Raw genomic sequence first — 19,937 nt, 5'->3', positions numbered from 1 at the left:
TAGCCCTAGTTTAATAAGGTTTTCAGGACAGACTGGGCACTTTCTTTCCAGGTCAGCCAAGGCATTGCTTTGGATTGTGGGTGCTGACCCTTGGCGTACAAATCAAGCCAAGCTTCAATAGCCTGGGTCATTTCCTCTGGCTTTGCCGCTGTGTAATAAAAGGCATGCTCTCTAGCCACTTCCCTAAAGACTGGAATATCCCTAGCAATAATGGGCACATGTCTTCTGGCGGCTTCGATTAAAGGCAGTCCAAAGCCTTCGCCATCGGAAGCAGCAATCAAGCAAGTACTTGCTGAATAGATTTGATCCAGGTACTCATCACTAATGCTATCTAGCCAGAAAAGTCGTTTATTAAGCTCAGGATGATTTTCGATGTGACTTACTAAGTCATCAACCATCCAGCCTTTTTTGCCGATGATGACCAAATTGACTTGAGCGTCTTTAGCCCATAAATTTTCAAAGGCGGGCAATGTTTGGCCATAACCTTTTCGCGGTTCCAAGGTGCCAATCATGACAAAGCTGGGTTGAGCACTGATTTTTGCAATGACATCTTTAGAGTTGTTAGGCAAGCCAGTGGTGGGAACAGAGTTTTCAATATCCGCACCTAGATGGAACCAGGCAACATCAAACTGCTTTGGTAAATCGGGAATATTAGTCTTAGCCCAATCGCGATAATCATCGGCTACTGCTTTTGAGATACAAATAATTCCATCAAATTTGCTGATCTCTAGTAACCATTGACGGTGATTAAATTCTGCTGCGCTCGGGAATGCATTTGGAAAGCGAATTGGCAAAAGGTCATACACCACGAAGTACACCTTAGTGCCGCTTAATTTAATGGCAGAGAGGTACTGCTTCTGAGCTTGAACGATATCAGCCTGCAAGTCGATGCCCAAGAAAATATCTCCCGGCTGAGTTTCAATCACGGGATCTTCTTGATTACTAGTATTGCCCTCACCCATGCTGCGCTTATCTTCATCGCTTGCAAAGAATTTCTTCTTAAAGCGATTGGCATAGCGATAGCCTAAGCTTAGCTGATTAGCGTAGATGGGATGAACATCGTAACTGGCAGGGGGGTTGAGAAGCATCTCTGTTAAAAGTGAGCGCACGACTCGTTGGATACCCGTTTTAGCATCACGCTTCACCAACTCAGAAATATCAATAAAAATTTGCTTCTTGCGTGGCTTTACTGGAAAGTTCTGCGCAAGACAGGCTGAGAATTGGAGTAAATCTGCGTCCTTGTAGCGTTTACCGTCAAATGTAAGTTGGCTCAGGTCGGTAATTAAGCGCTGAAGAATGGCATCAGGCTCTTGTTTCGTGGAGCGAATGCCATCTGCTTCATGTTTGGCCAATAAGGCCTCAAATCCAGCAATGGCTTTTTGCGCGCTAACATCCCAAGAAAACAATGGCGCCTGAATTTTGGCATGCGCCTTCATGCGCTCAATTAATTCAGGCTTGGATAAAAACTCAACCAACTTAGCGCTAATAGATTGGGTTGAAAGTGGATCAAATAAAGCCTCTTCCAGGTTAACCACTTCAGGCAAGCTGGAGGTGTTTGAAGAAATCACGGCTGCACCACATTTCATGGCCTCAAGGGCAGGCAAGCCAAATCCTTCGTGCCAAGATGGGAATACAAACAATTTACAGCTGTAATACAGAGTTTGAAGTTCATCATCGCTGATGTACTCAGTAAAAATCACCTCATCTGAAGCCATCCCTGAGACCTTAATCCCCTTGAGAAGACTCAGATGCTCTGCACGATCAATGCGACCAGCTAAAACTAATTGGTGTTGCTGACGAAGTGCTACTGGGATTTGGGCATAAGCCTCAAGCAATCGCGTGAGATTCTTACGAGGATCGGCGCCGCCAGTATAGAGAACAAAGGGACGGGTAATACCAAATTTTTCATTGAGTACTACAGGATCAGTAGCAGGTGCGGCATCACTAAAGAATGGCTCAGCAGCAGAAGAGATATTAAGAATTTGCTCAGGAGAAAAATCTAAGTGTTCCAATCCTTCTGATCTGGAGAACTCAGAAATGCTGAGTAGTAGTGCCGCCCGTTTGAGGTACTCCAACTTACGCATGTAGTAAGTGGCGTAAAAGCGATCTACCTCTAAGTATTCTTTGGGATTTAAAAAAGGGATCAGATCATAAAAAGAAATGCTAACCGGAGTGTCATGATCAAATCTGCTAACGCTCGTAACGGTATTGTCGCCAAAGCCTTCAAATAGGCTGCTGATATGCACAATATCAGGCTGTAGGCTAGCAATAAAGGCTTCTCGAACTAGCTCAGCGCCTTCTCGACGTAAGTCAGTTCCTGCTTGGCACTCCATGACTGGACCCGGCGCATACCAAATGCGAATATTTTCTGGAGGCAATAAGTCGGCAAACTGACTTTTGATAAATTGTGTTGCATCGGGGAATAAGCCATTTAAAACTAGGATGACTTCATGTTCGCCGCGATTACGAATGATGGCTTGTGCCAAAGAGGTGGAGTAGCGACCAATCCCTCTAAAGCGACTATTACTTTGCGCACCCTGTAAGTCGATAACAATCCGCATCAAGCAGCCTTCGATTCAGATGGGGATGCAGGAGATGATTTAAGTTGACCATAAATCAATTGCGCACGTTTTGAAAGTTGTTCTTCAGAAATATCCAAAACAACTACCGGTCCGACCATGAGTGGTGAAAACTGATTGGAAGATACCTGTTGTAAACGACTGGCATAAAACTTTTTCAAAAAGTTATACATGCCATATTTGCAGATGAAGAAATACACCTGACGTCGCAAAGCGGGATTTTTGTCTAAAAAAGCCAAACCATGTTTTAGAGAGCTGAGGATATGGCGTTTTAGGGCTTTTTTCATGGGGTAGGGCAAATTCTAGCTTCAGGATTTGCTAGAAATTCTTTTTGTAATAGATCTGATAGCAATTGGTCAGTAAGGACCTAATTATATGGGGTTTATGGGGTCAATTGACATAAAAGCCAGACCCAAAAATGGGGGTGACCGCCACCCCGAAAGCTTGGGGGATACGCAAAAATAGCTGCTTACTGACCTTTTATCTACCTGTGCCCCATGGCTTAGGGGACCAAGCTCAAAAAGAGGTACTCAAAGAAGATAAAGAGGTGAAGAACGCCCTGCAGCAGAGTGGTTCTTCCAATGGCAAGTGTGAGTCCTCCAATGAACAGTGAGAGGTACAGAAGTACGATATTGAGGGAGCTAATCCCAAGACTCAAGTCCAGATGAAAGAAGATCGCAATAGCAGCTACCGTGGGGATAGTTAAACCAATACTGGCAAGCGCTGAGCCAAGCGCTAAATTTAAACTGCTTTGTAAGCGATTGGCACGGGCTGCGCGTACGGCTGCATAGCCTTCTGGCAAAAGAACCAAAAGAGCAATTGCAATACCCACAATCGTTTTAGGAGCGCCCATGGCTTTAACGCCAGATTCAATAGCGGGACTCAAGGCTTCAGCAAGTCCAACTACAGCAACCAGTGAGACTAATAAAAGTGCACAGCTAATAAGGGTTTTAAGGTTGCTTGGTTTATCAGCATGGGCATCACTATTCGTTTTGTCGGCTTCGGATTGAGGTAGGTAGTAATCGCGATGAGTAACCGTTTGAAAGAATAGGAAGGCAATATAAAGTGCGAAAGAAGCGATGCCTGCAAAGGCGAGCTGGCTTTTAGTGAAGTCTGGCCCTGGGGTGCTGACAGTAACGATCGGCATGACCAGAATAAAAGTAGCCAAGGCTGCAAGTACACCTAGCGCAGAGTTGGTACCTTCGTTGCGGAAAGTCATCTCATGATGTTTTAGGCCGCCAATAAAGATGCACATACCAATGACCCCATTAATCACAATCATGACCGTTGCGAAAACGGCATCTCTAGCAATGAACTCAGAACCCTCATGGCCTGTGAGCATCATGGAGATGATGAGTGAGACCTCAATAATGGTGACGCTAATCGAGAGTACTAAAGTGCCAAAGGGCTCCCCAGTCTTATGGGCCACCACCTCCGCATGATGGACGGCAGAAAGGACTGCACCGATTAAGGTGACACTCATTAAAATGATGAACCAGGTTTGACTCAGTAAATTTGTCATAGCGGAATTATGTGTCGCTCAATAATGGACTAATAAGAGTAAGCTTATAGCAGTTTAGGAAAATTACAAAAGCAAAGACAAAGTCTATGAAAGCCATTATCTTGTTTGGGCACGGTGCCCGCGATGTCCGCTGGCGTGAGCCCTTTGATCGTCTAGCTACTTTATGGCGCGCTCAGCACCCAAACACAGCTGTGGAATTAGCCTTTTTAGAAATGATGCAGCCTTCTTTGGAGGAGGCTGTTGGGCCATTGGCTCAAAAGGGTGCCCAAGAAATTGTGATTGTTCCAGTTTTCTTTGGTCAAGGCGGTCACCTCAGAAATGATTTCCCAGTGTTATTGCAGGACTGTCAGAAGCGCTATCCAGCGCTGAAATTAAGCGCGACGTCTGCTGTGGGAGAGAGTCCCGCTATCTTGCAAGCCATCATTGACTTCGGGGCTGCTGCTCTGTAGTTCTGGAAGGGTTGCATGTAGTGTCGAATGCAGTATTTTTGGTTCGAGCGCTTGGCCAATCACAAGTAGCGCAGGTGAGCCGCTATCAAACCAAGTATTGGCTTTGCCTGCTGCCAATTCAGCTAGCGTACCAATCCACTGACGCTCACGTGAGGTACTAACTGCTTCCAAAATTTGTACTGGAGTATTGGCGCCATGATGAGCGTTGTGCTCAATCAATTGCAAAGCAATTTTTGCAGCATCTTTGCGGCCCATGTAATAAACCAAGGTGTCGGCGTTAGGATTTGACATTGGCTGACCGGCAACCAGATTCTCAGAGCCCTGTGCAAGGGTAATAAATGCCACACTCCGCGAGACGCCTCGCAGAGTCAAGGATTGCTGGATGCTCGCTGCACCTGCTAGAGCAGCGGTAATTCCCGGAACAACTTCAACTGAGATGTCTGCTAACTTCAGCGCTTGCAATTCTTCATCAGCACGCCCGAACAGCATGGGATCACCGCCCTTAAGGCGCACAACAGTTTGGTATTTCTGAGCGGCATCGATTAAACGCTTATTAATGAACTCTTGAGCTGAAGAAAGCTTGCCACAACGTTTGCCCACTGGAACCAAAACAGCATCTGGACAAAGAGCAAGCATCTCTTGCTCAACCAAAGCATCATGAAACACAATATCAGCCCGTGCGAGAAGCTTGGCGCCACGCACGGTAATCAGATCAGCAGCGCCAGGACCCGCGCCGACTAAATACACCTTCCCCGTCTTAGGGTTTGTGGAATTTAGTGGCGCTGTCATGATCTGTATTGATATCTCGGTTGGGGGCGGTCACTTAAAGACTCAATGAAGCTCGTTTATCACGCCAACTGTTTTGAGTGGTTACGCTAAATAGGTCAAATTGCTTTAAAGCCACATCCGTATTTTGATCAGGGCGCAGCGCGAAGCTATCAAAGCCAACGCGCGCACCTTGTAAGAGCTGATCAATCAATACGTCCCCAATGGCACGGATTTCACCGGTCCACTGAAAGCGATCACGTAATAGGGCGGCAGTACTAAAGCTTCGACCATCTCTAAAGATGGGGAAGTGTGCAGCCACTAAAGGCCAAACCTTTTTTCCTTGTTCTATGATTTCCGCATGCTTCAAAATGTCCTCGTCCGCAGCAAACCAAACGCCGATTTGACCATTGCTAGCAAGTTTCGCTACATCCGCTTCTTTATGGTGAGTGATCCACCAGCTAAATGGCACGAGTACATTCTTTTTGCCATGCTCTAAATCAGGCAGACCACCTTCATCTTGGCTGCCACTCCAAATCAGCCACTCATTGGGGGTTAAGCAGGGTTTTTGTCCCTTAGGAAAGTGCAGGACGTTCTCATGAGCAGCAATAGTATTTGGGCTGACATTCACTTGGCTCATGATGCCTCCTTCTCTTTCTTCTTGGCATTTTTGTAGGTCGCCTCCTTGAAAGGGGTCACTCCAATACGACGATAAGTTTCAATGAATGGCTCATCACCAGTGCGCTGTGCAACATAAGTATTGATTACATTGGTAATGACATCGGGAATTTCATCGGCATAGAAAGAAGGTCCAATCACTTTACCAATTGAGGCATCGTTTCCTTGTTCGCCACCCAAAGTGATTTGATACCACTCTTCACCATCTTTATCGACGCCGAGTACGCCGATATTGCCAACGTGATGGTGACCACAAGAGTTGATGCAACCCGAGATGTTGAGGCTGATATCGCCTAAATCAAATAAGTAATCTAAGTCGTCAAAGCGCTCTTGAATAGCTTTAGCAATTGGCAAGGACTTGGCATTTGCTAATGAGCAGAAATCACCGCCAGGGCAAGCAATGATGTCCGTCAGTAAGCCAACGTTAGGTAAAGCAACTTTTTGTTTTTTCGCTTCTTGCCAGAGCTCATAAAGCTTTGCTTGTTCTACGTCAGCCAATACTAAGTTTTGCTCGTGAGTGGCGCGCAGCTCACCAAAGCTGTATTGATCGGAAAGGTCAGCAATGGCATTCATTTGCGCATTAGTGGCATCACCGGGCGCAACAGTGCCATGTGGCTTTAATGACAGAATTACGCTGGCGTATCCCGGAACTTGATGTGGTTTGACATTGCGCTCTAACCAACGAGTAAATGCTGCTTTCTCAGCTTCGGGTGCCATATTGATGATTTGCTCATCGGTTAATGCAGATAAGGTTTTGTATGCTGGTTTCGTAAAGTGCTTAGCAACGCGCTCCCATTCAGCTTGCGTGAAGTTGTCATCACCATTTTTGATGTGAGCCCATTCACTTTCAACTTGACGGGCAAACTCTTCTGGGCCTAAAGCCTTTACCAAAATCTTGATACGGGCCTTATAGAGATTGTCTCTACGACCAAAGCGGTTGTACACACGCAGTAGCGCAGTCAGATAACTCGGTAGTACATTCCAAGGCAAGTCTTGCTTAATCAATGAACCTAAGATTGGAGTGCGACCCATACCACCACCTGCGTAAATGTCAGCAGTCAATTCACCAGCTGCATTTTTCTTGAGCTCAATACCTACATCATGGCAAAGCAACACAGTGCGATCTTCTTTGGCACCATTGACTGCAAACTTAAATTTGCGCGGTAAGTGCGCAAACTCAGGATGAAGAGTTGACCATTGACGTAAGAGTTCACAAATCGGACGAGTATCTACGTATTCATCAGCAGCCACACCAGCAAAAGCGTCACTCGTAATATTACGAATGCAGTTCCCTGATGTTTGAATCGCATGCATTTCTACTTTGGCAAGCTCAGCCAAGATATCGGGAGTGTCTTCTAATGTGACCCAGTTGTACTGAATGTTCTGACGTGTTGTGAAGTGGCCATAGCCACGGTCATACTTTTCAGAGATGAGCGCCATCGTGCGCAATTGCTTGGCGCTAAATAAACCGTAGGGAATCGCAACGCGCAACATGTAAGCATGACGTTGGTGATAGAGACCGTTTTGTAACCGTAGGGGGCGGAATTCTTCTTCTGCAAGAGTGCCGTCTAAGCGTCGAGCAACTTGGTCGCGGAATTGGGCAACCCGTTGATCTACAAGGGTTTGGTCAATTGAGTCGTATTTATACATAGCCTTGGATTGTCATGGATTTTTAATATTCCTTCAAATACTCAAAAATCGATCCTATATATCTAAATTCATATAAAGAGGCTTAATCTGATCCCTTTCTGAAAAGTCTGCTTCAATAGCCTCAGAGGGATAAAAAGCCCCAGGAATTAATTCCAATAAACAATCTCGGAGACACAAAATGAAGAAATTAAGGGCAATTAGCCTGATTGCTGGTTTATTAGCCAGCACAACCCTATTTGCAATCGATACCTCAAAAGCGCCATTGCCCTTGAGCGCCACCCCAGGGCAGGGATTTAGCCAAGAAGGTCTTAAGCGAATCGATGCGTTTTTTGCCGATCAAATTGCCACCAATAATATGGCTGGCGCTGTTCTGGCGGTCTCTAAAAATGGCAAGCTCACGATTTTTAAGCCTTATGGATATTTAGATAAGGCAAATAACAAGCCCATGACTACAGACGCCATTTTCAATTTGGCATCGATGACCAAAGTGATGTCCTCAGTTAGCGCCTTAACTTTTTATGAGGAAGGCAAACTTCCTTTGAATGCACCCATCTCAAATTGGTTGCCACAGTTTAAGGATATGAAAGTCGGCCAAGTCGATGCTGATGGAAAGCTCAATCTCGTGCCAGCAAAAAATCCGATCACTGTGCAAGACCTCATGCGCCACACCAACGGCCTTACTTATGGTGGGCGCGGCGCTACCCCAGTGCACAAGATGTATCCCGCTGGCTCTGCACCAGCAGCAGCTCAATATACTGCTCAAGAATTTATTGATAAATTAGCTGGCGCACCATTGTTGTATGAGCCAGGTACTGCTTGGGATTATGGCTTTGGTTTAGACGTCTTGGGAATTATTGAAGAAAAAATTGCCAGCAAATCATTGGGCACGATCATGCAAGAGCGCATTTGGAGTAAGGTAGGAATGCCAAATACAACCTTTGATCTTGCTGAGAAAGATCGCCCTCGTTTAGCGCAACCATTACCAATCGATCCATTAACCGGGAAGCCACAGAAGGTAGATATTCATACGCAGAAAGTGAAGTTTGATTGTGGTGGCTCATGCGCCTATTCCACTGCGGGCGATTACATTCGTTTTGGGCAAATGTTGCTAAATGGTGGCAGCTTAGAAGGCAAGCGCGTGCTTGGCCCACAGACTGTTGCGTTCATGACTTCAAACCATCTCAATAAAGATATTAAAAACAATGTGAGCGGTACTGAACCAGGTCGCATGGGTTATGGATTTGGTTTAGGTGTAGCGGTTCGCACTGACAGAGGCCTATCAGCCATTAACGGTAACGTTGGCGACTTCACCTGGAATGGCGCTTACGGAACTATTTTCTGGGTAGACCCAAAAGAGCAGATGGTAGTCGTGATGATGGGTGTTGCTCCTGGAGAAATTCGTAAGGTGCATCGCGAGCAACTCAACGCAGTCATTTATGGAGCTTTAGAGAAGTAATTCGGGCTCCTCTTTAAATATAAAAAGCCCCAGATATTTGGGGCTTTTTGTTTTATTGAAATGGTATAAGCGCTATTGAATTAGAGCCCGTATTCCCGATAGTGTCTGTATAGGTTGGCGATAGATGCAAATCCAAGAACCACAATTAATACAGCAAACAAGTACTCAATTGTGAGGTAGGTAAAGATGCCCAAGTGAATCAATATAGCTGCACCTATAAAGGCGGCAATGGATCCAAAAGCCACCAGTCTGAAATTGGGAATAAAAGCCCCCAAGGTAATTGCGACAAACACTAGATAAAGCTCGGATACCAACTGATCTGCGGTTACAAAAATACTATTGGTGAGTTCTGGGTTGGTAAATTTCCCCAAAATAGCAATGATCAGAATAGAAGCTAAGATCGCAAAGTTGAGCTTTGCCTTGAGAAAGATTGTCTTAAATTGATCGCTCATTATTTATGAAGCGCTGCCGTTAAATACCAGACTTATGCCAATCCAGAGGATGACAAAGGCAACCAAGACGGTAGAGCCGATTTTCTTGAGGAAGTACTCTAGAGTATCCATATAAGCCTCATCATTTCGGCCAAAGTAATGATCAAAGCGTTTCCAGAAAAGACGCCCTACAACCAAAGGTAGAAGTATGGCAACAATGCCTAAGATAACGGTGAGGGTGTTATTCATAATGATTTCTAATCTCTTTTACTAAATTCATGAATGTGGACCTCTCTCTATGAGATTTAGGTCTTCTAGCTTTTAGGGGCTGGAAAGTCATAAAGGATACAGGGGTTATCGACCAAGATCGAATTTCTGAGGCCAGTGTCTTGAACCCAAGAACCAAGGAGTTCACATAGATCGGCATCGTGGGGCATTTGCTTCTTGACCATGACATGTGGCCAATCGCTTCCCCAGATCAAGCGATTGGGATTAGCCCCAATGACAGCATCGTTAAATGGGCGCATATCCACATAAGGAATATTTCCATCCGAGATGCGATAAGGACCTGTCATTTTGACCCAGGCACGCTGATGTTTCATTAAATCTAATAGCCCCTGAAATCCTTTATCAGAAATACCATGCTTTGCATGGGTATAGCCAAAGTGGCCAAATACTAAATCTACCGGAAAATTCTCAAAGGTTTTAGCGAGGTCGGGATATTCATTCACGTGCATTAATAGCTCTAGATGCCAACCAAATGGTTGAATACGTTTAGCTAGGCTTCGCAACTGCTCAATGGGGAGGCCGGCAGATTTATCGGCGATATCGACAATATTACAACGCAGTCCTCTTACCCCGGCTGCATGCAAGTCAGCGAGTTCTTGCTCACTTACTTCATTGGGGTCGCTAGAGATAACCGCAACACCTCTAAATTGTTGGGGGTTGGATTTAAGTGCAGCAATCATCGCTCTGTTATCTATGCCATACACACTTGGTTGCACTAAAACAGCTCGATCCACCCCTAGCATTTTTAAAAGTGCTTGATAGCTTTCAAGGGTGGCATCAGGCGGTGTATATATGCGCTCTTGTGCATATGGAAACTGCGTGGCAGGCCCACATATATGAGCATGACAGTCAACGGCCCCTGACGGAAATTTGGTCAAGGGTGAGCGTACTTCAGTGCTAGGAGCCTGACACAGAGGCGCCGAATTACTGAGGTTCAATTGCTGCTTCTTTAGCGATCTTTTGGTATTTGCCCATTTCTTCGCGCACAAACTTTGTAAACTCCGCGGGGCTCATTGGGGTTGCCTTGATACCTTTACTTTCATAAGCGGCTTTGACATCGGGGTCTTGCATTGCTTGATTGATATCTTGATTAATCTTTTTCACAATGGCTGGCGGAGTGGCTGCAGGTGCCCATACCCCAAACCACAAACCAATTTCAAAATTAGTATAGCCCTGCTCAGCAACACTTGGAATGTCAGGAACCGTAGCATTACGCGTCTTGCTGGTGACTCCCAAGGCACGCAGTTTCCCGCCTTTGAGTTGACCAATGGCGGTATCTAAAGGAGCCATATAAAAAGCAGTGCGTCCGGACATGGTGTCCTGAATCGCTTCGGGTGATCCTTTGTATGGAACGTGAATGAGTTTGATGCCCATCATTTGATTGAAATACTCGGCAGCAAGGTGAGTTGAGCTGCCAACACCAGCAGAAGCAAAAGTAATTTCATTCGGCTTAGATTTTGCCGCGATGACAAGGTCGCGAATGGTTTGATAGGGGCTATCTGCTGCAGTAATCATGACATAGGGTGTTTGACCCAAAATGGCGACATCAACCAAACTCTTCAGTGGATCATATGGAAGCTTCTTGTAGATTGCGGGATTCGCAGCATAGGAGGCTGATTGAACTAATAAGGTATATCCATCAGGATCAGAGTTCACAACTACTCCAGTGCCAATGAGCCCCCCAGCACCAGGCCGGTTTTCAATAATGACGGGTTGTTTCCAAGTTTCAGTGAGGCTTTTCGCTACAACCCGGCCTGCGATATCGGCGCCAGAGCCGGTAGTTAGGGGAACAATCATTTTCACCGTACGATTAGGGTAGCTTTGTGCGTAGGCAAGGCTCACCCCAAAAGTAAGGCAAAACGCCAGGATAAGGCTATTAAGCTTATGGGTAGATTGCCCTCGCTTGATTATTGTCAACATCTTGTCTCCTTAGTATTTTTATAGTTTCGTTGGATAATCTAACATGCTCTGACAAATAGATAAATAGAAGATAAACCGAACTTGAGATAGGGTGGAGATAAATGACTCAAATGCAGGAACAGAAAATTATTAAGGTAAATGGCGTTGATATTGCCTATCATTTTGATGGCCCAAAAGACGGGCCTGTTTTATTGGTAGCCAATAGTTTGATGGCTAATAGCAGTATGTGGGATGGTAATGTTCCAGCATTAGCGGATCGCTATCGTGTATTGCGCTATGACAAAAGAGGGCATGGTGGCTCCGGTCTTAGTGCTGGCCCTTACACCATTGCACAATTGGCAGACGATGCTATCGGATTGCTAGATGCTCTTGGTATTCAGAAAGCGCACTTTATGGGTTTATCCATTGGTGGCATGATTGGTCAGCAACTAGGCGCTCGCTTCCCTGATCGAATCCTCTCGTTGTCACTTTGTAATACCGCCTCAGAAATGCCTCCACGTAGTTTGTGGGAGGAGCGTTTTGAAATTGCGCGCTCGCAAGGTATCGCTGGATTGGTGGATGGCACGATTAAGCGCTGGTTTACTGCACCATTTATTGAGCGCGCTCCTCAGGAAATCGAAAAGGTGCGTCAAATGATTTTGGGCACCAGTGTGGATGGCTATGTGGCTTGCGGTAGTGCTGTGCGTGATATGGCGCAAAGTACAATGTTGCTAAAGATTAATGCTCCTACCCTAGTGCTATCAGGGCGAGATGATCCAGCCTGCACTGTTGATCAAGGCATTGTTTTGCATCGCTTAATAGATCACTCCAAAATGGTGATATTAGAGGAAGCAGCACACTTATCGAATATTGAGCAGCCAGCAGCCTTTAACAACACAGTGCGTCAATTTATAGACTCTGTTCAGGACGCTTTGTAATTCGTTAGTATTAAGTAGATTTTATTAATAGTATTCATTTAGAAAAGAGGGTACCTTTATGGCCGAACTATCAAACGCGCAGATTCAAGAGCTCCGTACAAAAGTATTGGGCGCAGCCGCCAAAATTCCTGGTGCTTTAATTGGTCTTGGGATTTTATTTATCGTATTGGGCATGATTGGCATCGCAGGTCAAACCTTGTTTTCTTTTATCTCAGTAAATATCTTGGGAATTTTCTTATTTGCTGGCGGCATCTTGCAAGGCGCTCATGCTTTGAAATCACAAGGCTGGAAAAGTGTTGGGGTGCAACTCGTTTTAGCCGCTCTTTACATTGCAGCTGCAATCTTTACTTGGGCATTTCCAATCCCAGCGCTTGAGGCAATCACTTTATGGCTAGCGGCAATCTTTTTTGTGACTGGTCTGCTGCGCTTGATCTCAGCATTTCAGCATCGTCATTTTCGTGAATGGTTTTGGTTGGTCTTGTCTTCAGCAATCTCCATCCTGATGGGTGTATTGATTATGAACGGCTATCCAGCGACTAGCCTTTGGCTACCAGGCATGTTGATTGCAATTGAGTTGTTATTGCAGGGCTGGTCATTATTGTTTATGGGTTTAGCAGCACGCTCACTTACTAAATAATTCAGTAAATTATTTAATCGAGCACTGCAGAGAAAAGAGTTTTCGTCATGACAATGAAAAAAACCGATCTATATAAGAATTTAGCTTTGAAAACTGCGCAGGGAATGAAAAATGCCGCTAAGACTCCAAAGCTGGGCGCAGATGAGAAGGTGAAATCAAAAAAAGAACTAGCAAGCGCCAATCCCTTACTAGCTTCTCTGATGGGTAAGGCGAAGTCTAAGTAGTCGCTTGCTTGGGTATCTGATATGCGTCAAGGGGCACTGTCTAGTTTTTGTATTTTGACGCTTATTTCGCTCATTCCGCAGGGCGGAGCAAACGCACAAGTTGCTCCGCCACCAGATTACGATCAAAAACTCAGCGATGTTGTCGTCAATGCTACGCGTTCAGGCACTCCGCTTGATCAAATGTCTTTAAACACAACTATTCTGACGAAGGAAGTTCTAGAGTCCTCACCCGATCAAACCATTGATCAAGTTCTTAAGAATGTGCCCGGGGTTTTTCTAAATGATGTGCCCTACTATCAAAAGGATCCAACAGGTCAGAGCATCAATGTGCGCGGCTTAGGTTACGGCCGCACTCTTGTCTTGGTAGATGGATTACCGGCGAACGATGCCTTTTATGGAACGGTGCAGTGGAATTTGGTTCCCATGTCATCGATTGAGTCAGTAGAGTTTGTGCGTGGCGGAGTTTCTAGCTTGTGGGGAAATTATGGCATGGGCGGCGTGATTAACATCAACACCAAGATGCCTAAAAATAGCAGTCAAGATGTCTCTGCCAGTTATGGATCATTTGCTACAGGCAATGTCGCAGCTTCAAAAGACTTAATTGTTTCGGATGCGATGCAGATGCGTTTCTCGGCAGACTACTTCGCTAGCGAAGGCTTTCAGAACTACGCTACGATATCCCCGGGCTCACCAAGCAATATTAAAAATGGCATGGGTACTGATGCCGTTAAGAATTCTAATGTCCGTCTCCAAAATTACTTTAAGCCGACGCAAGATACCAATGGATTTTTGAGGTTGGGCTATGGAACGATGGCTGATCTGAGCAATAACTATGCCATCGCCCCCAATTTAATACAGACAGCAGATGTCGCTGCTGGATCAACTACCAATTTAGATGTCGATAAAAAAGCCCAAGTTAATGTGTACTACCAGGCTACCAACTTCTACAAGCAAACTGCAAATAATTTGAGTGCGGCGCCTTATAAGCCTTATATCAATGCAAACTACACCGATCCTTATTCAACTTTAGGTGCATCAGCGCAATACACACACGATCTAAAAGCGGCGGGGATTGATCAATACATTCTTGGTGTAGATGCCAGAAATATCTCTGCATCGAATCAAACTAATAATTTGGCAGCTACAGGTGCAGCAACTTCTGTGAACTACGCGCAGGGTCAGCAAAATTTTTATGGCTTATTGGGGCAATTAAAGTCAAATGCGACAGCCATTCCACTAGAGACTACTTTGGGTGCTCGAGTGGATTCATGGAATAGCCAAACGCCTACTTACTACAACGCCAATACTGGCTCATCTGCTACATATCAGTCAGTACCCAACAAAAGCAAAACCCAGCTCAGCCCCTCTTTGGGGCTGCTCTATAAGGCTACAGAGCAATTGGACTTTAGGGGTGCTGCATACCAGGCGTTTCATGCGCCAAGCATGAATAACACCTTGCGCAGTTACGGCAACTCGGTCAGTGGTTATTCTCTGGCCAATCCCAATCTCACACCTGAGACCATGACTGGCTATGAGCTTGGTACAGACTATCGCTGGAAGAGTGGTTTTGCTCAGCTCACTGCATTTAACAATTACATTACGAATGCAATCACGAGTTACAAAATAACCAGTGCTAATGCGGCATTTGCCAGTGGCTTGTGTAGCGCTTCAGGCATTTCTGGTTGTGTCGGTAATGTGGGTGGTAGCGGCTATACCAATGTTAGTTACTATACGAACCAGCAAAATCTATTAAGTCGCGGAATTGAATTGCAATACCACCATGATGTGAATACTCAATGGGCCATTGATGGCGGTTATACCTATACGAGAACGGTATTAACGTGGAGCGCTACTAGTGACCCGATTAATACTCAAGTGGGTGGGGTGCCGCAAAATATGGCTAATGCTGGGGTGACCTATTACCCAGTACCTCGTGCAAGTTTGACGACAACGGTTCGGTATGTTGGCAACTCGTGGATGTCTACTGGATCTTTACCGGTGCCGGCTTATGCACTTGTAGGCCTCAAGGCGAACTATGAACTTACACCGCAGGCCTCTATCTTTGCTTCGGTGGTGAACTTATTCAATCGTCAGTACGTTACCTTCAACATTGCCTCTCAAGCATCCGCCTATCAGGCGGGTATGCCGCAAGCAATTACAGTGGGTGCGCGCCTTCAGTTTTAAGTAATTGATTTGTTGCGCTGCAATAGATTGAATAGGTTAAATTAGATGCACAAAAATGCTATAGCATTGCTTTATTAATAAAATAAACAAAATCACGGGAGATCCAGAATGAAACACAACATGAAGAACAGCGCTCTTCACGCGCTAATGTTTGCTGCCGGCATGGCAGTCGTTAGTATTGCTGGCGCACAGGCTCCGGCTGCTGCACCAGCTAGCGGCATTCCACCAACCTGGGCACAAGGTAGAACGCCTGATGGTATGAACCCTTCATTGGCACCTAATCCTCCTGGTATCTCTGCTATGCCTGCGGATGAAATTCCTGTAAGCAAGCTCAAGGTACCGGCTGGTTTTAAGGTTGAGTTGTGGGCCTCTGGCATGCCTAATGGCCGTTCAATGACAGAATCTCCAAGTGGTACGGTTTATGTAGGCACTCGCTTTACTGGCAACGTTTATGCAGTGGTAACGAAAGATGGCAAGCGTGAAGTAAAGACAATTGCTAAAGGCTTGCATCGCCCGAATGGCGTTGCATTTGCAAACGGTTCACTTTATGTTGCCGAACTTTCACGCATTATTCGCTACGACAATATTGAAAAGAACTTAGATAACCCACCAGCACCAGTGGTGGTATTCGATGCGCTCCCTAAAGATGAGCCGCATGGTTGGAAGTTCATGACATTAAGCCCTGATGGACAGTATTTGTATTTCCAGATCGGTACGCCAGCTAATATTGTTGTACCGCCATCTACTCATGCTGCGATAGTGCGCTTGAACTTGAAAACGAATATTTTGGAATACGTGGCTACTGGTGTTCGTAATAGCGTTGGCATGGATTTCCAAAAAGGTACTAAAGAACTTTGGTTTACCAACAATGGCCGTGATTGGGTAGATGAGAGCCTGCCAAACGACACCTTAAATCGCTTGGCTCATAAAGGTATGAACTTCGGCTATCCATTCTGTCATCAAGGCGACTTTTTGGATCCTGAGTTCGGTAAGGGGCGTTCATGCGATGAGTTTGATAAGCCAGAAATGAAACTGGGTGCTCACGTTGCTGCATTGGGTATGCGTTTTTATAACGGCAATATGTTCCCAGTAGAATACAAAGGCAACATCTTTATTGCTGAGCATGGCTCTTGGAATAAAACGAAGAAATCCGGCTATCAAGTGGTACGCGTAGTGTTGGATGGTAAGAACAAACCAGTCAAACTAGAGCCATTTATTACTGGCTGGGTTGAGGGTGAAAACTTCTGGGGTCGCCCAGTGGATGTGCAAGTTCTCAAAGATGGATCGATGTTGGTATCCGATGATGAGACTGGTGCAATCTTCCGCGTGTCATACGGTAAATGAAATTGGTAATCAGCACTAAGGCCATCCTCGTGGTGGCCTTTTTTAATCTCTCTTTTCTGTCATTGAATGCAGCTGCTGCGCCACCTGATGCTGCTGCAGGCAAAGTCAAAGCACAAAGCTGCTTTGCTTGTCATGGTGAAAATGGCATTGGCATCTCTCCAGAGATTCCGAATCTTGCTGCACAACCGCCTCTCTCAATAACGTATCAACTGATTCAGTTTAGGGGGCAACAGCGTAATGGTGGGGCAATGGCAGCGCTTGCGGCCGGCTTAAGCGACCAGGACATGCGCGATATTGCTGCTTACTATGCTAGCTTGCCTGCGCCGCCTGCAAAATCAGGTAACGCCGATCAAATTACCAAAGGGCAACAAATCTCTAGTACCCAGTATTGCAACTCCTGTCATGGTCCGCAGTTTCAAGGTCAGAAACACATTGCACGATTGGCTGGGCAATCCAAGGAATACCTCGTTACTCAACTGAAGAATATTCGATCTGGTGCGCGAATTGATATGGATGGCACAATGGGAAGTGCGGCACGTGGCCTCAGCGATGACGATATTGATGCCTTGGCTGCATATGCTGCTTCTTTGAAGTAGTTCCAGCAGTCCCTAATCAACTCTTTACTAAATATTCTCATTGCAGTCCAAAAACCATTTTCTTCTCGTCGATTTTTTAAAGACCTTTGCAGCCTTAATCATCATCCTGCATCATTTCTCGAGTTATGGGCAAATTGCAGAAGATGCGCGTTTGCTACTCCCCGGGGTCATAACTTGGTTGTTTGAGTATGGTCGTTACGCAGTACAAATCTTTTTAGTGATGGGCGGCTATTTGGCGGCCCAATCACTGACCCGTTCTACTGATCTGAAGAATGCCCGCAATGTATTGAAAGTAATTTTTAATCGTTACTTACGATTATTTGCACCCTATGTGGTGGCGCTCATTCTCACGATAGCTTGTGCTTGGATAGCGCGTTTTTGGGTTCGGGATGAGTTTGTTGGGGAATCAGAAACCCTAGGGCAATTCTTAGCTCATTTATTTTTTCTACAAGGGATCTTAGGTTTAGATTCGATTTCTGCTGGCGTTTGGTATGTGGCGATTGATTGGCAGCTTTATGCCATTCTGGCAATCATGTTGGGAATGTTTCCCGGTTTTCGTTCTTTGATATGGATGTTGTTAGTGCTCTGCGTAGCATCCTTACTATTTTTTAATCGCTCTGGCGCTTATGAAAACTACTTCATTTACTTTATAGGGGCTTATGGGCTTGGGGTGCTGGCGCAGCTTTGCAAGAACTATCCTGACCCTAGGGTAAATCGATTTGCCAAAATCATGTTTGTAGGGATTGGTGTAGTCATTGTGGTTTCAAGCTTTCACCAAATTTGGCTCAGAAATATATTGGCCTACATAGTCGCCATTGCCCTCATCCTTTGGGGAGACTCGGCTTACAAAGATCAAAAACAAGATCAGAGGCGTCCTCAACATCAATCTAGAAAGCATAAGTTGGTCAATGTCATTCTCTGGGGGAGCAGAAGATCATACTGCGCGTTCCTAATTCATTTTTCGTTTGTCTTGCTAGCAAATACGGTGTATATCGCCTGGGGAATGAGCGCCTTCCATGATGGTGTCATGGCGCTTGCCTTGATGTTGGTTGCTATAGTAGCTAGCTGGGTGACAGCAACTTATCTCTATCGCTGGGTAGAAGTGCCGGCGCGTAAGATCAAGCTTTAAAGACCCATGTCTTTAAGAACGCGGAAAATTTCGCGGTAGGCCTTAGGCGGCTTGTTTTGTTCTTTCTCACGACGCGCATTCCGAATTAAGGTGCGCATATTCTGAATATCCATATCGGGATATTGCTCAATCATCTTAGTGAAAGCTTCATCATTCGCAATCAGTCTGTCGCGATAGCTTTCTAAGAAATGCAGTTTTGCAGTCTCGGCTTTACTCACACCTTGAATCGCATCCAGGCGCTTCTGGATCGCATCTAATTCTTCGTCGTCTAAGAAGCGCATGAGTTTGCCAAGATATTGCTTATGACGGCGAATCGCTTCAAAACTCTTAATCTTGTTAGTCTCTGCAACAGCAGCCTTGATTGCTTCATCAAGGGGAATGGTCTTCAAGGCTTCACTACTGAGGGCGGCCAACACTTCTGCCAATTTCTGGCGTTCAGTCATTTGGCGCTTTAACTCGGACTTGCTAGGCCCATCATCAGGGTCAGCTAGCTTGGGAGTGCGATTCTTCTCATTAATATGCATATCGCTATTTTAGACGGGTATTGGACTTTAGCTATGCTTTGCTGATTTTCTGCTTTAGTAGTTTCAGATCGGCACTAGAAAATAGCTGGCTTCTTCCAATGAGTGATGTAGGCTTTAATCTGCCAGCCTGAACGTACCTTCGCAAGGTGGGAAGTGAGATTTCTAAAAACTCTGCCGCCTCTTCTGCTGAGAACGTCGCATTTCGGAGGTGTCCAAATACTTGCTCATGCGTATAGTCATTTTCCTGAAAGGCATTGATAGCAATTAATGAGAAAAATTTAATCCGTTCTTTTGAGGGCATTTTTTGCACGTGAGCATATAGATCCTCTGCTGTCATGGATTGAGTCATATGTAGTACTCACTTTCTCTATTGAGGTAGATTGAAGTCGTCATTTGAGTCGAATAGATTTTTTTAACTGGGTATAAAAATTTTCATGAGATCCAATTTGGCAAAACTCAATCCAGGTTATTTTTATTTCATCAGCAAAATGATCAAACTGGTAAGCCATCAAATATTCCTGTGCATTAAAGCGAAATTTATAAACAAATACCCCCTGAAGATCTCCTAGCTTTTGTTAACCTATCCTCGGGTTATCGCAAACTTCAGCGACTTTCATTTCAATTGCTAACTGCAGAGGCCTGGA

At 45.3% G+C, this 19,937-nt stretch carries 21 protein-coding genes and 1 pseudogene; 9 read left to right on the top strand and 13 right to left on the bottom strand.

Going from position 1 to position 19,937, the window contains the following annotated elements; translation table 11 throughout:
* Window positions 1-5 precede the first annotated feature (5 nt).
* The 3 genes from ICE89_RS06270 to ICE89_RS06260 form a co-directional block, all read right to left on the bottom strand.
* Window positions 6-2,561, bottom strand: a complete 2,556-nt coding sequence (locus ICE89_RS06270) for a glycosyltransferase family 1 protein (protein WP_216265249.1) — start codon at window positions 2,559-2,561, stop codon at window positions 6-8.
* Window positions 2,561-2,866 carry a hypothetical protein gene (locus ICE89_RS06265; protein WP_216265248.1) on the bottom strand — a complete coding sequence of 102 codons (306 nt, stop codon included), beginning with the start codon at window positions 2,864-2,866 and terminating at the stop codon, window positions 2,561-2,563. Before ICE89_RS06265 ends, ICE89_RS06270 begins: the two co-directional genes overlap by 1 nt.
* Before the next feature lie 215 nt (window positions 2,867-3,081).
* Window positions 3,082-4,101, bottom strand: coding sequence for a calcium:proton antiporter (locus ICE89_RS06260; RefSeq protein WP_216265247.1), 1,020 nt, complete (start codon window positions 4,099-4,101; stop codon window positions 3,082-3,084).
* An 86-nt stretch (window positions 4,102-4,187) separates the two neighbouring features.
* On the opposite strand from ICE89_RS06260, the gene ICE89_RS06255 reads away from it, so the two are divergent.
* Window positions 4,188-4,550 (top strand): sirohydrochlorin chelatase, encoded by a 363-nt coding sequence (locus ICE89_RS06255; RefSeq protein WP_216265246.1) that lies wholly within the window; start codon window positions 4,188-4,190, stop codon window positions 4,548-4,550.
* Here the strand turns inward: ICE89_RS06255 and cobA are convergent.
* From cobA to ICE89_RS06240, 3 genes are read right to left on the bottom strand one after another with little or no spacing between them, the layout of a single operon-like run.
* A complete protein-coding gene (gene cobA, locus ICE89_RS06250; RefSeq protein ID WP_216265245.1) occupies window positions 4,473-5,339 on the bottom strand; it encodes a uroporphyrinogen-III C-methyltransferase in 867 nt (288 codons plus the stop codon). The two genes, ICE89_RS06255 and cobA, sit on opposite strands and share 78 nt — an antisense overlap.
* A 34-nt stretch (window positions 5,340-5,373) precedes the next feature.
* Window positions 5,374-5,955 (bottom strand): DUF934 domain-containing protein, encoded by a 582-nt coding sequence (locus ICE89_RS06245; RefSeq protein ID WP_216265244.1) that lies wholly within the window; start codon window positions 5,953-5,955, stop codon window positions 5,374-5,376.
* The gene (locus ICE89_RS06240; protein ID WP_216265243.1) at window positions 5,952-7,643 is read right to left on the bottom strand and encodes a nitrite/sulfite reductase; all 1,692 of its coding nucleotides are present in this window, start codon (window positions 7,641-7,643) and stop codon (window positions 5,952-5,954) included. Before ICE89_RS06240 ends, ICE89_RS06245 begins: the two co-directional genes overlap by 4 nt.
* Window positions 7,644-7,821: 178 nt before the next feature.
* On the opposite strand from ICE89_RS06240, the gene ICE89_RS06235 reads away from it, so the two are divergent.
* Window positions 7,822-9,099, top strand: a complete 1,278-nt coding sequence (locus ICE89_RS06235; protein ID WP_216265242.1) for a serine hydrolase — start codon at window positions 7,822-7,824, stop codon at window positions 9,097-9,099.
* An 80-nt stretch (window positions 9,100-9,179) separates the two neighbouring features.
* Here the strand turns inward: ICE89_RS06235 and ICE89_RS06230 are convergent, their stop codons facing one another.
* From ICE89_RS06230 to ICE89_RS06215, 4 genes are all read right to left on the bottom strand, one after another.
* Window positions 9,180-9,551: a hypothetical protein gene (locus ICE89_RS06230; RefSeq protein ID WP_216265241.1), complete on the bottom strand. Its 372-nt coding sequence runs from the start codon at window positions 9,549-9,551 to the stop codon at window positions 9,180-9,182.
* Window positions 9,552-9,554: 3 nt separating this feature from the next.
* Window positions 9,555-9,779, bottom strand: a complete 225-nt coding sequence (locus ICE89_RS06225; RefSeq protein ID WP_215321535.1) for a hypothetical protein — start codon at window positions 9,777-9,779, stop codon at window positions 9,555-9,557.
* A gap of 65 nt (window positions 9,780-9,844) precedes the next feature.
* Window positions 9,845-10,696, bottom strand: a complete 852-nt coding sequence (locus ICE89_RS06220) for an amidohydrolase (RefSeq protein ID WP_216265240.1) — start codon at window positions 10,694-10,696, stop codon at window positions 9,845-9,847.
* 46 nt (window positions 10,697-10,742) lie between these two features.
* On the bottom strand, window positions 10,743-11,738 hold the full coding sequence (locus tag ICE89_RS06215) for a tripartite tricarboxylate transporter substrate binding protein (RefSeq protein WP_216265239.1): 996 nt from the start codon (window positions 11,736-11,738) through the stop codon (window positions 10,743-10,745).
* 101 nt (window positions 11,739-11,839) lie between these two features.
* Between ICE89_RS06215 and pcaD the strand changes: the two genes are divergently transcribed.
* The 7 genes from pcaD to ICE89_RS06180 all read left to right on the top strand — a co-directional run bounded on the left by pcaD (window position 11,840) and on the right by ICE89_RS06180 (window position 18,769).
* Window positions 11,840-12,655 carry a 3-oxoadipate enol-lactonase gene (pcaD, locus tag ICE89_RS06210; RefSeq protein WP_216265238.1) on the top strand — a complete coding sequence of 272 codons (816 nt, stop codon included), beginning with the start codon at window positions 11,840-11,842 and terminating at the stop codon, window positions 12,653-12,655.
* A 58-nt stretch (window positions 12,656-12,713) separates the two neighbouring features.
* Window positions 12,714-13,292, top strand: a complete 579-nt coding sequence (locus ICE89_RS06205) for an HdeD family acid-resistance protein (RefSeq protein WP_216265237.1) — start codon at window positions 12,714-12,716, stop codon at window positions 13,290-13,292.
* A gap of 47 nt (window positions 13,293-13,339) precedes the next feature.
* A complete protein-coding gene (locus tag ICE89_RS06200; RefSeq protein ID WP_216265236.1) occupies window positions 13,340-13,516 on the top strand; it encodes a hypothetical protein in 177 nt (58 codons plus the stop codon).
* Between the two features lie 21 nt (window positions 13,517-13,537).
* Entirely contained in the window at window positions 13,538-15,700 is a 2,163-nt protein-coding gene (locus ICE89_RS06195) for a TonB-dependent receptor (protein WP_216265235.1), read from the top strand.
* A 108-nt stretch (window positions 15,701-15,808) separates the two neighbouring features.
* Complete coding sequence (locus tag ICE89_RS06190) at window positions 15,809-17,044, top strand: sorbosone dehydrogenase family protein (RefSeq protein ID WP_255558733.1); 1,236 nt, start codon at window positions 15,809-15,811, stop codon at window positions 17,042-17,044.
* Window positions 17,041-17,640 (top strand): c-type cytochrome, encoded by a 600-nt coding sequence (locus tag ICE89_RS06185; RefSeq protein ID WP_216265234.1) that lies wholly within the window; start codon window positions 17,041-17,043, stop codon window positions 17,638-17,640. The genes ICE89_RS06190 and ICE89_RS06185 overlap by 4 nt, the downstream gene beginning before the upstream one ends.
* Window positions 17,641-17,680: 40 nt before the next feature.
* Window positions 17,681-18,769, top strand: a complete 1,089-nt coding sequence (locus ICE89_RS06180) for an acyltransferase (protein WP_216265233.1) — start codon at window positions 17,681-17,683, stop codon at window positions 18,767-18,769.
* Here ICE89_RS06180 and yjgA read toward each other — a convergent pair.
* From yjgA to ICE89_RS11780, 3 genes and pseudogenes are all read right to left on the bottom strand, one after another.
* The gene (gene yjgA / locus ICE89_RS06175) at window positions 18,766-19,293 is read right to left on the bottom strand and encodes a ribosome biogenesis factor YjgA (protein ID WP_216265232.1); all 528 of its coding nucleotides are present in this window, start codon (window positions 19,291-19,293) and stop codon (window positions 18,766-18,768) included. The two genes, ICE89_RS06180 and yjgA, sit on opposite strands and share 4 nt — an antisense overlap.
* 31 nt (window positions 19,294-19,324) lie before the next feature.
* Window positions 19,325-19,642, bottom strand: a complete 318-nt coding sequence (locus ICE89_RS06170; RefSeq protein ID WP_216152090.1) for a helix-turn-helix domain-containing protein — start codon at window positions 19,640-19,642, stop codon at window positions 19,325-19,327.
* Between the two features lie 40 nt (window positions 19,643-19,682).
* Window positions 19,683-19,856 (bottom strand): annotated as a pseudogene (locus tag ICE89_RS11780) (type II toxin-antitoxin system RelE/ParE family toxin); the annotation flags it as partial.
* Window positions 19,857-19,937 lie beyond the last annotated feature (81 nt).

This window comes from Polynucleobacter sp. AP-Kaivos-20-H2 (assembly GCF_018882215.1).
GTDB lineage: Bacteria > Pseudomonadota > Gammaproteobacteria > Burkholderiales > Burkholderiaceae > Polynucleobacter.
Note: the sequence above shows the minus strand (reverse complement) of the source record. Positions and strands in the feature narration are given on the sequence as shown.